The organism is Metabacillus fastidiosus NBRC 101226, assembly GCF_001591625.1.
Taxonomy (GTDB): domain Bacteria; phylum Bacillota; class Bacilli; order Bacillales; family Bacillaceae; genus Metabacillus; species Metabacillus fastidiosus.
The window spans coordinates 1-13,194 of record NZ_BCVG01000029.1 but is presented as its reverse complement, the minus strand read 5'-3'; the positions used below and the strand labels follow the sequence as shown (position 1 = coordinate 13,194).

17 protein-coding genes and 1 pseudogene are annotated in these 13,194 nt (G+C 32.4%); 5 read left to right on the top strand and 13 right to left on the bottom strand.

The annotated features are described in order from the left end of the window. Positions 1 to 532 precede the first annotated feature (532 nt). Positions 533 to 1,048: a DUF3231 family protein gene (locus BFA01S_RS09485; RefSeq protein ID WP_066228990.1), complete on the top strand. Its 516-nt coding sequence runs from the start codon at positions 533 to 535 to the stop codon at positions 1,046 to 1,048. A 1,191-nt stretch (positions 1,049 to 2,239) separates the two neighbouring features. On the opposite strand, the gene BFA01S_RS09480 is transcribed toward BFA01S_RS09485, so the two are convergent. Together BFA01S_RS09480 and BFA01S_RS23430 are read right to left on the bottom strand one after the other, a co-directional pair. After that, positions 2,240 to 2,431: a YopX family protein gene (locus tag BFA01S_RS09480; protein WP_066228987.1), complete on the bottom strand. Its 192-nt coding sequence runs from the start codon at positions 2,429 to 2,431 to the stop codon at positions 2,240 to 2,242. After that, positions 2,412 to 2,537 (bottom strand): YopX family protein, encoded by a 126-nt coding sequence (locus BFA01S_RS23430; RefSeq protein WP_268874847.1) that lies wholly within the window; start codon positions 2,535 to 2,537, stop codon positions 2,412 to 2,414. Before BFA01S_RS23430 ends, BFA01S_RS09480 begins: the two co-directional genes overlap by 20 nt. Before the next feature lie 383 nt (positions 2,538 to 2,920). Here BFA01S_RS23430 and BFA01S_RS09475 point away from each other — a divergent pair, with 383 nt between their 5' ends. Next, complete coding sequence (locus tag BFA01S_RS09475; protein WP_066228984.1) at positions 2,921 to 3,103, top strand: aspartyl-phosphate phosphatase Spo0E family protein; 183 nt, start codon at positions 2,921 to 2,923, stop codon at positions 3,101 to 3,103. A gap of 222 nt (positions 3,104 to 3,325) precedes the next feature. Here the strand turns inward: BFA01S_RS09475 and BFA01S_RS09470 are convergent, their stop codons facing one another. After that, positions 3,326 to 3,517, bottom strand: coding sequence for a hypothetical protein (locus BFA01S_RS09470; protein WP_156483583.1), 192 nt, complete (start codon positions 3,515 to 3,517; stop codon positions 3,326 to 3,328). Between the two features lie 151 nt (positions 3,518 to 3,668). Then, complete coding sequence (locus BFA01S_RS09465) at positions 3,669 to 3,869, bottom strand: hypothetical protein (RefSeq protein WP_066228975.1); 201 nt, start codon at positions 3,867 to 3,869, stop codon at positions 3,669 to 3,671. 203 nt (positions 3,870 to 4,072) lie between these two features. On the opposite strand from BFA01S_RS09465, the gene BFA01S_RS22390 reads away from it, so the two are divergent. Both BFA01S_RS22390 and BFA01S_RS09460 read left to right on the top strand, forming a co-directional pair. After that, on the top strand, positions 4,073 to 4,207 hold the full coding sequence (locus BFA01S_RS22390) for a SinR repressor domain-containing protein dimerization (RefSeq protein WP_156483582.1): 135 nt from the start codon (positions 4,073 to 4,075) through the stop codon (positions 4,205 to 4,207). 185 nt (positions 4,208 to 4,392) lie between these two features. Continuing rightward, positions 4,393 to 4,908, top strand: a complete 516-nt coding sequence (locus BFA01S_RS09460) for a GNAT family N-acetyltransferase (protein ID WP_066228972.1) — start codon at positions 4,393 to 4,395, stop codon at positions 4,906 to 4,908. 470 nt (positions 4,909 to 5,378) lie between these two features. Here the strand turns inward: BFA01S_RS09460 and BFA01S_RS09450 are convergent, their stop codons facing one another. The 4 genes from BFA01S_RS09450 to BFA01S_RS09440 all read right to left on the bottom strand — a co-directional run bounded on the left by BFA01S_RS09450 (position 5,379) and on the right by BFA01S_RS09440 (position 7,267). Then, positions 5,379 to 5,636: a hypothetical protein gene (locus BFA01S_RS09450; RefSeq protein WP_066228965.1), complete on the bottom strand. Its 258-nt coding sequence runs from the start codon at positions 5,634 to 5,636 to the stop codon at positions 5,379 to 5,381. 106 nt (positions 5,637 to 5,742) lie between these two features. After that, on the bottom strand, positions 5,743 to 5,946 hold the full coding sequence (locus BFA01S_RS22385) for a hypothetical protein (protein WP_156483581.1): 204 nt from the start codon (positions 5,944 to 5,946) through the stop codon (positions 5,743 to 5,745). Between the two features lie 116 nt (positions 5,947 to 6,062). Further along, on the bottom strand, positions 6,063 to 6,461 hold the full coding sequence (locus tag BFA01S_RS09445) for a hypothetical protein (RefSeq protein ID WP_066228962.1): 399 nt from the start codon (positions 6,459 to 6,461) through the stop codon (positions 6,063 to 6,065). Positions 6,462 to 6,490: 29 nt separating this feature from the next. Beyond that, entirely contained in the window at positions 6,491 to 7,267 is a 777-nt protein-coding gene (locus tag BFA01S_RS09440; protein WP_066228959.1) for a helix-turn-helix transcriptional regulator, read from the bottom strand. Between the two features lie 559 nt (positions 7,268 to 7,826). Between BFA01S_RS09440 and BFA01S_RS21860 the strand changes: the two are divergent. Continuing rightward, positions 7,827 to 8,181 (top strand): annotated as a pseudogene (locus BFA01S_RS21860) (transposase); the annotation flags it as partial. Between the two features lie 66 nt (positions 8,182 to 8,247). Here BFA01S_RS21860 and BFA01S_RS09435 read toward each other — a convergent pair. The 5 genes from BFA01S_RS09435 to BFA01S_RS09420 form a co-directional block, all read right to left on the bottom strand. Beyond that, positions 8,248 to 8,535 carry a hypothetical protein gene (locus BFA01S_RS09435; RefSeq protein ID WP_066228956.1) on the bottom strand — a complete coding sequence of 96 codons (288 nt, stop codon included), beginning with the start codon at positions 8,533 to 8,535 and terminating at the stop codon, positions 8,248 to 8,250. A gap of 382 nt (positions 8,536 to 8,917) precedes the next feature. Next, positions 8,918 to 9,073, bottom strand: a complete 156-nt coding sequence (locus BFA01S_RS22380) for a hypothetical protein (protein ID WP_156483579.1) — start codon at positions 9,071 to 9,073, stop codon at positions 8,918 to 8,920. A 67-nt stretch (positions 9,074 to 9,140) separates the two neighbouring features. After that, the gene (locus tag BFA01S_RS09430) at positions 9,141 to 10,172 is read right to left on the bottom strand and encodes a sensor histidine kinase (RefSeq protein ID WP_066228953.1); all 1,032 of its coding nucleotides are present in this window, start codon (positions 10,170 to 10,172) and stop codon (positions 9,141 to 9,143) included. Next, positions 10,162 to 10,875: a response regulator transcription factor gene (locus tag BFA01S_RS09425; protein WP_066228950.1), complete on the bottom strand. Its 714-nt coding sequence runs from the start codon at positions 10,873 to 10,875 to the stop codon at positions 10,162 to 10,164. The genes BFA01S_RS09430 and BFA01S_RS09425 overlap by 11 nt, the downstream gene beginning before the upstream one ends. Positions 10,876 to 11,021: 146 nt before the next feature. Continuing rightward, the coding region (locus BFA01S_RS09420) for a non-ribosomal peptide synthetase (RefSeq protein ID WP_156483578.1) at positions 11,022 to 13,194 on the bottom strand (2,173 nt) is incomplete at its 5' end.

Below are 13,194 nucleotides of genomic sequence, written 5' to 3'. Positions count from 1 at the left end.
AGTGCGTTTAAAAATAGTTTCTTCTCTCGCGTGAGTGAAGATAAAATAAAAATGGATATACCTATCATTATAGAGCTGAAGGTTAAACATCACAAGAGAAAATTACTAACTTGACAAAATTTATCCAATTAAGTGGGTTCTTATGGAATGGAATGTCGTGCAATCTCGCTCTATTTCTTGCTCCAGCTCTTAGAGTTATGGTTGACCATTAATAAAACTGATAATTTTTGATAGTGTAATTAGTCCGAAAACAATACCAATCACCTTGCCAACAATTGATTTAACGATTTTTACTATGGCTATAACAACAAGTAGTGCGAATAAAAGTAACCATGTAGCAGGTAATTGTAGTAATTCTATTAATATATTCATGCTATTTCCTTTCTAGTGAACACAATGCTTATTGTATTTACTTCCCCCCTGAAAAATTAGGTATATTTTCCAACTTTCATTCAAACACTAATCCTTGTGGATGTTGGATATCCAACAAAAGGAGAAAGAATCTATGTCTTTCAATTTAAGGAGTGTTTTCATGGGAATTTTAGCTGGTAATCCTCAAAACGAACCTTTGCATTATGGTGAAGTCTTTGGCATTTGGAGCTATTTGACTACTGCAAAAGGACTTCATGCTGGCTACCAAACATTTGCTAATCACACTGGTGACAATGACCTCAAAAAACTTTTAGAAGAAGCTATGCAAGGTTTAAAACAAGAAATTAACCAAACTGAAGAATTATTGAAAGTAAATGGTGTCGGTCTTCCACCTTCACCTGCAGATCGTCCAACAGCTGATCTCGAAAGTATTCCTGTAGGAGCTAGATTTACAGATCCTGAGATAAGCGCTGCAGTTTCAAAAGATATTGCAGCTGGCTTAGTATCTTGTAGCCAAATAATTGGACAATCTATTCGAGAAGATATCGCATTATTATTTGGTCAATTTCATATGGCTAAAGCTCAACTAGGTGCTAAATTCTTAAAGTTAAATAAGGAAAAAGGGTGGTTAATTCTTCCTCCACTACACTTACAAATACCTGACAAAAAAGAATAGGTATCTTTCAAGCAAAGTGCTCTTTTTATTGAATCTTTATGGACTTTGCTTTTTAATGAATTGATGTATCATTTTGATTAGTAAATCAAACTTCCTAATACTTAGGCATTTTTATCAATCCGCCGCATATTATAAATAGAACTCAGAAACGTCTTTCTACTCATGGCTACCTTCAAACAGGTAGTCTTTTTTACTGCTTGGGGCAACTTTACTTAGGATCTACAAATTAACATTCTGAACTAATCACTAGCAGCATATAATTTGATTGTCGATGGCAACGACATGAGAAAGTCTGGAGATCTCTATAATTTTAGAGATCTTTTTTATTAAAAATCCTACTTAATAATTTTCAAATCGTCAGAACTTTTTAGTAACTAGCAGCGTATATTATGGGAACTCACATATTTCTATACTGCGGCTATCTCCCTACGGGTAGTCTTTTTTTCTTTACTCCCTCCTTTATTCCTAATTGCGACAATTTTTTTAAACTATAAATGGGTCTTTCTGATTTTCTGAAACTGCTTACCTTTCTTATATAATTATTATAAAATTATAAATTCCCAAGAAAGATCCACAGATTGCATACTTTACTCCTACTGTAAGTAGTTATTATCCCAGTCTTTTATCTAAAGGCTGTATACTCCTTAACAGCTTATACATGGGGTCTCATTTATAGCTTTTAACAAATTTTGATCTAATCTACAAAATTGGAAAGGTGACTTATGTTCATACTGATACGAAATATTAATGGAATAATAGAAACCTTAAAGGACTCAAGCAGTCACTTAGATAAAATTTTTAATGATTTCTCTGCTGCACAGTTACTAGTACAGAAATTAAACAAACATACTACTTCCTCGACACAATGGACTGTGAAGAAAAAAGAAATTTAATTTAGAAATATATTTCTAATCCTGGCTGCCTTCGAACAGGTAGTCTTTTTTTATGAAACGAATTATTTTATCAAGGTTGGATATAATAATTATTGGTACAAGGTTAGACTAATTTTTTAATTCCCTTTAATTAGCCTAGCGACCTTGGACCTTGTACCACGCTATAAAGCTGAATTGTTTAACATGTTTCGTTAGTAGCAAATTTAGGTATGTTAACACTACATAGTGCAAGGAGAAGCCAATTTCTTATATTGATGCTGGAATTAGCCCCCTTGCACCTCCCCCGAAACATATTTACTCAAGAGTTTAATAACCGTGGATTTTCGTATATATTGCCGATCACTTCAAGTTCATGCATTTCATCCCACAACGGAACTGCTACCGTTTCAGTGCCAATCCACCAACATCCTTCGAACATTTTCACTTGTCCAGTAAAAGTTCTAATTTCATTAAAGGCAAATATCTCACGATTACAAATATCCCCCTTCATAAATCTCCTGGCCGTTCTTATCTTTTAAACCGGTGTATTCCATGTAAATAAGATGCTCTAGCTTCTTAAAGTCCCAATCATGTTCAGTAAAATCAGTTGCAACAATTCCGTTACTATCGAAAGAAAATTCGACTTTATCCTCTTTCCCTCCTAATCAATTTTTATGAAACTAACATCACCCACCGCCCGTATTAGTTAAAAAGGGCAAGTAATGTGAAAAAGATAATTGGTCTAGTCGTAACTACCATAGCTATAAAATTCTTCTTAGGTACAATTGGAATTAATATCTTCTCTTTTTAAAGCGCAGTTGAAAAACTGTGTTTTTTTAATCAACTGATCTATCATTTTGTTTCATATCTTCGACTTTTTATTTTTGTCGTTTCTTAAGAAGAAATGTCGAAAATATAATGTTTTGAAATTACAAAGCTATAATAGGGATTATTATCTTCAATCAAAGATATTTACTCTCAAATATAACGAGGTTAAGCTATGCAAATACAAGATATGACACTTAACAACTTAGAAGATGCTATCCAATCACTACGTTCCCAGATGGTTGCTGCAGGTATGCAAAAAGGGCTTAATCATCCTGATACAATTAGCTATAGTCAGCAATTAGATATTTTGTTAAATAAATATCAATGCTTAATGATACATAAGGAGAATGATTAATCTTAATTATTTTTTTGTCTCTTCTGAAACTAACAGCTTAGTGAATTTCTTTCTATAAACCATTAGAACTTTTTAGTAATCAGCAGCATATATTATAGGAGCTCTCATATTTCTATACTGCGGCTACCTCCTCATAGGTAGTCTTTTTTATTTAATAAACTAATTCAGCTTTTTAAGAAACACTTTGCTTATTTTATTTCGTAAAATCTTTTGAAACATTCATTACCATCCACTCTTTTTACTTATCTTATAATGTTTTTCATAGGCTTCTACTACTTCCTTAGCATCGAATTCATATCTTGTTCCTTTCGCCATTTCTAAAAGCATGTCGTTTAAAAAAACTTGCTTTTCTTGTAAGGTTCTTGCGATCTGTGCCTTAACGGATAAGTCAGTAATTCTATCTCTTTTTTTCAAACTTTCTCTCACTTCTTACTTACTGCTTTAACCATTGCGATCAAATCATTTGGTGCTTCAATAATTTCCACTTTGTTATCTTCACCATGTGGATATACAGCAACAGCGTATTTCTTCATTTCTCAGTCTCCTTTTTAGCTACATAGCGGTTTTAATCTTTAAATTGATATTCATTGATTAAAAAACGAATGATATCAGCATCAGTAACCTCTTTAGATTTTCCAGTAGAATAAACATGAGGAGTTACTAAATTTCTCCCTTGAATACGTTCGAACAGAATAAGGGAACGAATTTCTTCAAACTTTTTCATATCCGCATCATTTAACCTAGCTTGTACGACATATTTTTTCACTTTATCACCTTCGAATTTGTATTACATTTTTCTGGTTTAAATAAATAGGAAATAGCAACCTCTTTAAACCTAGAAAATACTATCTTTGGATATTACCTGTTTTACATTTGTGTTAAATTAAGTGAAAAGTATTTAATTTGGAAAAAAATCACTTATAATAAGACTTATGTACCATAAATTTCTTTCTCATGGGAGGGTTTATTATGGACAAGATGCTAATGAAAATTAAAGAAAAAATGTCAGACAAAGAATGGGAAGAATTGATTTGGATTGCTTTAAGTACTGGTATGACATTAGAAGAAATTAAAGACTTTTTTCAACAATCCCTCCGGTACTAGACCGGTCTTTTTTCTTTTGGTAGATTATTAGAAAATCTATCGTATTCTATATCGATCTCTATTAGGGGTACGGTCAGGAAAACGCGGATTTACAACGTTTAGCTTGTTTCGTGAATAGAAAAATGAAATGTTAAAATAAAAATAATTTTTTATTGTGAATAAAGAAATAAGGAGGAAGGGATATTTTGATTAATTTTAAAAAATGTGGTTTAGAGGATATTGAAACACTTAAGGAAATTTCTATAAAAACGTTTGTGGATACATATGGTGAAGATAATACAGAGAAAAATATGTCTTTATATATTCAGAGCTCATTAACAGATGAAGCATTAACGGAACAATTAACTAATTCCGATTCTCTTTTCTATCTTATGTTTGATAATGAAAATCTAGTTGGTTATCTTAAATTAAATATTGAAAAAGCTCAAAGTAAGATTTATGACGAGGACAGTGTAGAAATTGAAAGAATTTATGTATTAGATGAATTTCAACACCGAGGATTCGGTCAACAAATGCTTGATAAAGCTATTGAAATAGCAAAACAATTAGATAAAGGATCGCTTTGGCTTGCAGTATGGGAAAAAAATAATGGTGCAATTTCTTTTTATCATAAAAACCACTTTAAGCAGGTGGAAACAATTACCTTTATTTTAGGGGAGACCCCGTTTACTGGATTGGTTATGAAAAAATGGTTTCATTAGATTCTCTAAGACCACTAAAACTGTCTTAACGTTGTTAGAATCGTCAGGAAAATGGGCCTAGCGTTGTAAATCCGCATTTTCCTGACGGTACCCCTATTAGTAAGACTTGAGATTTTAATTAAGAAATGACGTAATAAAACAGCAAAGAGATAATATAGGTAACAAATCAAACAAAAATATGCTATTGGAATGAAAATATCCATTGCTCCACCTAATGCCGCTGCAACTACATCTCCATCGCTTGGTAATGAAAAGTTAAGTGTAGACAATGAGATTTTACTGTATTCAAAAAAGTAATTTGAAGTAAATATAAATAGAATAATTGTCACTATATATGAAAGTAAGCCCCATTTTGCCTGTCTTTTCATATTATGTCTCCTTCATGTCAGACTAATTAATATCAATCAAAGAGAGTGAATATTCCGATTATTTAAATTTGCGGTATAGAGTGTACTTATCTATTGTATCCATTAGTACAATGGTGAAGATTTTGTATTACTTATTTCCTCTTCTGATACACTTAGTTCTTGCTTTGCCTGCTCCATTGCTGCTAAATTTAACGCGCGATTCATAATAGGTTGAAGCTGCTTAAATTCCATCCGAGCTCTTAATTTTTCCTCAGCGGTCCCGTAGTGAAGCATCCCATTTAAAACAACCATTTTTTGAAGTAATACAGCTGTATCTAATTGATCTAGTCCTTGGATATTTGGCTTTTCCATTTGATTCATGTTCGTGTCCTCCTAGCGATTGTTATTTATATAGTAAGGAGAATTAATAAGTTTGACAAATTCTCTAAAAAATACAAAGTATCCCCTTTTTTAATAGTTCTACTTCTTATTTTGCAATGACTTGATTTCTGCTTTCGATCTGCTGCTCAAAAACTTTCACTTTTTCGCATATCGCGGTTAAATGCTGTACAATTTCATCAGTTTCTTTTGGATTAATACTGTATTGAACAAGGGTATTGCAGGCATTTTTATAACCTTCTAAAAGTTCTAAGCAGATTTCCATTAAGACTTCATTTATTGAACCCAGCAACCCCCTATTTTATTACCTAGAAGGCTACTGAATCAATCTTAATTATTACCCATGAAAGTATTATCAAATGGTCCAATGAGGCTAAAAACAAACTTAGATCTTTTAAAATGATATATTTACGAAAGTGATCTATACGCTTTATCCAATTGGGAAATAAGTTTTTGTTTGTCTCTTTCCTTTTCTACTTTTAATAAGAATTTATCAGTCAATTCAATTACACCTATAAATGGATATTCAATAGGATGTTTTTTGAAATTAACTATTTCATCTCTGATTTCTATAAAATGTTCCTTACTATGTGTTAGGTCTTTGAGAAACTCTTGCTTTGATCTATACATTTTTATCTTTATAGGTGAAATAGAGGATATTCCTATAACTGTTATTTTGTAAAAGAACAATACATAATGATCGTGATTTAACCTTTTATTAAAGTTAAATTCTTCTTTCAATGAAAAGTGTAGTAAATCTCTTTCTGTTTCAATAACATGCCAAAATTTTGACTTAATTTTGTTCATTACCCGCTCCTGTTTTTCTATTAATCAATTTAATCATGCTCCGAAGTGTTTTCAATCCTGTTATTTAACATACTTAAAATTTGTTGAAGATAATGCTGAATTTCTTTAACTCGATATGCTGCAGAATCGGCAATTTGTTTATAATGATGAATTCCTTCATCCGTTATTTTAAGGTAACGTTTTGTACGTCGTTCGCCTTCCCATTGACCAATAAGCAAATCAGTAGCTTCCATTTCGGATGCAAGATCGTAAAGATAGCCTTTACTGGAAATCCAGCCATACCTAGTTTTTAGTAGTTCCGCGATTTCTCCCATATAGACATGTTTGCGAGCAGCTGCCGCTTTTAACGTGACATATCTCACGAGATCCATCACAGAAACCATTTTAGAGAAATAGTGCCTATGCTCTTGTGGCAGCTCATGTTTAACAGGTTCATATGTACCTGAGCCTGTTAGATCATAAACAAAACGATCAATGACTTTCTTCACTTCTATTAGCTGTTCTTTAAAGTTCTCTTGATACCATTTATACAACTCGTCCCCTTTGGCAGTTGTCGAATAGTATTTCTTTCTTGTTTCTTTTATTAATTGTAAATCTCCGCTCTCAGCAAGCTGTCTAGCGACTTTACACAAATAGTCATAACTATGAACTTTACCGGTATACGTCTCTTTTAGCTTTTGATGAAGGTCAGCTGGATAGCCAGGCGACTCTTGTAGTTCATGCAGCAGGAATAGGGTAAGAAACTCTCTTTGGCTTAGACCGAAGGTTTCTACACTTACATTTTCCTGTTTTCTTTTTATGGCCATGTTATTCATCTCCTTTTGAGTAGGGAACACTATATATAGTTATAATAGCATTCCTCGTAAAGCTCGATAGAATATGTATTCTATTGGCGTAGCTGCTTATCCTTCCCTTTGAATATTTTTCCTTGAACAACCATGGTTTTTTCATTCAATTCTTCGATTTCATTTTATTTTTCGAACCATTTTATGGTTCGATTGCATTGAATATTAAATGTTTCGATTTTATTTTATGTATTCGAATCATTTAATCTTTCGATTACATTTCATCGAAAGAGAGGGTGAGAGTTTGCCGCGCGCCTGAAGGTGGACAGTTCAAAAATTGAAATAACATTCCACCACCATATAAGCTAAAAGCGGGTCACTAAGGGGTTCAAACAGACGGACGAACCAAGAGAGAAAAATATGGAAATATATCTCTCGCCCATCAGAACAGAAAAACAAAGAGCCGGCGTTACATGATCTATATATTCTATCGAGCTTTATTCTAGGATATAAAATGGCATGTTTATATACTCATTTATATAATTAAATATATAAAAAAACATCAAATAAAGCAGATCGAACTGAATTTGTATTAGATACGTTAAACCAGCTGCCAGAATTACCTGAGGATTGTATTCTGCATAGTGATCAAGGCTCTGTCTATACATCATATACCTATCAAAAAGTAGTAAAAGAAAAAGGGATTACCATGAGCATGTCCTGAAAGGGTACGCCCGCTGATAATTCCCCAATTGAAACGTTTCACTCCTCGCTAAAGTCTGAAACGTTCTATCTCGATGGAATCTATCGCACAACGAATGCAAATGTGATCTACATCATCGAAAAACTATATTACTTATTATAACCATACCTGTATTCAAACAAAATTAAACAGCCAGTCTCTGGTAGAATACCGTCAACTAGCTGTGATATAAGGTGTTTTCTTATTGTCTCAAAAACGATGGGCAGTGAGTGCCTTATACCACAAAATCGCTTTTATACTACTTCATTTTTTCAACTTCATCTTTCATTATTTCTAATTCTCGAATTAACTCTTGATTTCCACTTAAATCATTACTATCTTGTGTACGTAATTCTTTCAAATCGACAAAATCGGCTTTGTTTTTGTTCAATAACTCTTTTTCTCTTTCTAAAGAAATATCACTCTTTGCAAGCACCCAAGCTATACCTGATATACCTGTAGTTGCCAAGATTGCGAATATTTCAAACGAATTACCATCTGAATTAAAGATACTGACAGCTGTAGCTTTGAAATAAAGTTTGCTCAAAAATACCTCGTAAAGCCATATTTCAAGATAAATAAAAAGGATCCAATTTTAAAAAAATTGATCAAACTGGATTCTTCTTCAGCAGATTTAAGTTTGGTTTTTATAAAAAAATTTGATCATTTTCTAATGTTGTTACACAAACGCCCCCTATTAGTTTGACAACACCATACTTACATAGGTTTCTTTTAAATTATTGTATTATCGATCCAAAATGCTCATAAATACATCTGTTTCATATTTATCTTCAATATCGTGACTTTTTGGAATATCTATAGCTAGTCTATATAAATCGATTGTTTCTTTTAAATCAGCTATATTTTCTTTGCTCCCATTAATTCACTCACAAAAAATGTTCAGTAACAATAAAGTTATTTAATTTAGTTCAACTAACTTTATAAAAATATTGCCCAAATAATTCTTTTAATGAATCTACTTGATCAATTAATAGACGATGACTTGGTACATTCGCTGCTGCCACATCTGTTGCGATAATAAAATTGTGAAGAGAATCTACGAAAAGATGTTTGGTTAAAATCAAAATATAAACTTTTTGAGTAATACTTGCACATATTTAAACTTGGTTTATACATTAGTTGAAGCTTAATTTATTGAACAAAGCCTAATTTAATTTTAGTGAATGCAATTCCAAAAGTCGTCTTGTTAGATGGTTTACTTTCCACCCATATTCTTCCTTTATTTTTCTCGATCAAGGATTTAGCAATTGCGAGCCCTAATCCGCTGCCTGCATATATAGAATTTCTCGACTGATCTCCTCTATACATTCTTTCGAATACTTTTTCTGATTCAGATTTTGAGATTCCAGGCCCCTTGTCCCAAATGAGCAATTGTATTTCTTTTTCGTTATCTATAAGTTCTATCCCCAGTACCTTCCCCTCTTTCCCGTAAAGAATGGCATTTTTTAAAATATTGTCTATAATCCTGATGATACTAAGACGATCGACCATAATTAAGCATTTACTTTCAGGGATATTAATTTTTAATTCTAATTCATTTCTTTTAATTTCTGGTAAATACTCAATCAACAATTCTCTCGTTATTTCAGCTAAATCTATAGATTCTATTTGCAATGGGACTTCATCCGCATCCAGTTTAGCCATATTAAATATTTTATCAATCAATTGCTTTAAATTACTAGATTTTTTTGAAATAATCTCTAGATATTCCTTCTTTTCTTCATCAGAAGTAGCTATATCATCTTTCAAAGCATTAACATATCCTATAATGGATGTAAGTGGAGTTCGTATATCATGTGAGATACTTGATAGAAGACTTTTTCTTGCTGCATGAGATTGAATGGTTTCAATCTGTATTTTTTCAAGCTTTTCAATTAATTCATTTATAGAAAAAATCATTTCATTAAATCTGTGATCTTCATTTGAAAATAATCTTGTTGTTAAATTTCCGTCTATTGCGCGTTTCGTGACATCAATTATTTGCTTTAGCCTGTTGATAAACCTGATTCTAATGGATAGAAGCATAGCTGACAAAATTAACAGGACACCATATATTGTGAGCTTTAACAGCCCAATTTGTTGGGTACTCCAATCTGATATAAAAATTCCAACAATCAGCAATAATTGTAGAATAATAAGAGAAGTGATCTTATCACGATTCATCTTTCTCACCTACAAATTTATATCCTATCCCCCATACCGTCTGAATAAAAAGAGGATTTGAAGGATCCACTTCAATTTTCTTTCTAAGCTTTCGTATATGAACCATTACCGTGTTATCATCTTCTAAGTAGCTGTCACCCCAAACATTGCGAAACAGCTGAGACTTCGTAAAAACCTGTTCCGGATTAGAAGCCATAAATTTCAGTAATTCAAGCTCTTTGGCAGTCAAGGAAATCTCTTCATCTGCTATATAAACAATATATTTCTTCATGTCAATAGAGAGCCCTTTAAATTTTAATAGTGTTTTTTCTTGTAACCCATTATCGCTTCCTAATATTAAAAACCTCCTCATTAGAGCCTTAGTTCTAGCAACCACCTCATTCACACTAAATGGTTTTGTAATATAGTCATCTGCTCCTATGCTTAAACCGACTATCTTGTCAGCTTCATGATCCTTGGCAGTAATCATAAGTATTGGGACATTTGTTTTTTCTCTTAGTTTTCTGCAGACCTCAATCCCATCAATTTTAGGCATCATAAGATCTAATATTACTAGGTTATAAGTGTTTTTTTCAAACAACGATAGGGCTTCTTCCCCATCCATTGCAACATCAACCATATACAGCTCACGTTCTATATATTTTTTCAATAAATCCCCAATCTCTTTTTCATCCTCAGCTATAAGAACCCGGATTTGTTTCATATAATGACACCTGCTTTCATTGTTTGAGAATTAGAAGTAATGTTATCGACTCAACGAGTATTCATTCTCGTTTTTATATGATTTATACATCTTATTTCAACGAAGAAGTTGGCATTTCTTCTACAAAATGCCAACTCTTTAAAGAATTATACAGTTTCAAATGATAATACTTCGTCAATAACTTTAGCATTCTTTTCAAGGATATCAGGATTTAGATTTGATAACATTTCCATATGTGTGCCGAATCCTTGAATTATTCTAAATTTCTTCTTGGTTGCACCTGACCAAAGCAAGATATTTTCCTCATCTTTTTCTTTTACAGACTTAATATAATTTATATTCCCATCAATCCTGCCATTAGTAATTGTACCTTGAACATATATATAAGATTTCATGATTAAATCTATTAAATAATCACTCACTAATTTCTCTAAATCTTTATACTGTTCAAGATCAAAATTATCGTACAGTTCTTTCTTATATTCTTCTTCTGTTAAAAGGTTTTTCTCAACATCTGTTCGATACGTAGAATCAATTAGGATTAGATCTTCGACTTCATATCCTTGCCTATTCAATTCTTTTGCTACATCAAATGCAAGCACTCCACCTGCCGAATAGCCAACTAACGTGTAAGGTCCTTCAGGTTGATGTTCTTTTATAATATTAACATATTGTTTAATCCGGCTTTCGGACTTAATGAAATTAAAGCTGAAAACTGAATATTTTTCCAAGTGCTTTGCTAATCCCATATATGCTATTCCTAATGAAGCGGCTGGTGGGAAGCAAAATAACTTTTTATCGCTGAAAGTTGAGCTGCTGAGCTGGATACAGTCTTCTGTATAATCTTTTAACAACTCTTTAGCATTTTCCAAGAATGTCGACAAGCTACGAATGGTAGGTTTATCAAATATATCTTTAAATGGAACTCTGAAATTCAGCTCTGTGTATAGCTTTGAAACAAATGTCATGACGTTTAAGGAATTAGCTCCTATTTCAAATAGATTGGTATTGATGCCTATTTTTTTGATATTGAGGATTCCTTCCCATATGTGAACGAGTCTTTCTTCTAAGTCATTTCTTGGAGGCTCATACCCTTTCCCTCTATCTAAACTTTCATTTGGAGCAGGTAAAATATTAATGTTAACTTTTCCATTCTCTGTCAACGGTATTTCTTCAAGGACAACAAAAGCTGATGGCACCATGTATCCAGGAAGCTCATTTGATAAATGGTTTTGAATTTCATTGATATCAGTTTCCTCTTTTAGAACTACATATGCACAAAGATACTGATTATCTCCATCTGCTCTTGCAACAACTATGGTTTCTTTAATTTTACCTGATTTCGCAATTTCTTTCTCTATCTCTCCTAATTCTATTCTATATCCTCGAATCTTTACCTGATGGTCAATCCTTCCCAAAAATTCTATGTTTCCATCTGGCATCCATTTTGCAAGATCACCTGTCCGATACATTCTTTCACTTGAAATATATGGATTGTACATGAATTTTTCAGCTGTTAGCTCAGGTCTGTTCAGATAACCTGCAGCAACACCATCTCCACTTATATACAATTCTCCTTCTATTCCTACCGGCAATACCTCTTGCTTGTTATCCATAATATAGATTTGGACGTTATCAGCTGCCTTTCCGATAGGTATTGAAGTCTCCTTATCTCGATTTAAATCATATTTATAAATCATACAGCCAACAGTTGTTTCTGTAGGTCCATATTCATTATAAATCTCAATATTATTATTGAAACTTTGACTAACCTCTTGTGCCAATTCAGACTTTAAATCTTCTCCGCCTAATATCAGACGTTTTATGCTTGAATTGCTGTTATCGATATCTTTTATCAAACTTAAATGAGAAGGTGTCAATTTTACGATACCAGCTTTATTTTCTTTAAATACTTTTCTAATCAGAGGTTCGTTCTCGTCATTTCCATAAACAAGAATTTTATTACCAGAAATTAAAGGCGTAAATATAGATGTTACAGTGAGATCAAATGAGATGGATGAATACAAGGCAAAATCTAGTGCTTCATCTTGTACGTATACCTTATTAGCCCAAGTTATATAATTGACTAAACCTTTTTGCGTTATCATCGCACCCTTTGGTTTTCCAGTAGATCCAGATGTATAGATTACATAAGCCAACTGATTAAAATTGCTGATACAATCTATATTATCAATAGAATATTTATAGAAATCTTCATCTAAAAACACTGTTTCTTTATTGAATTTTAACGAATCTTTATTATTTGTGAGTATAATATTTGTTCCACTGTCTTCTAACAGATACTTAATACGTTGTTCA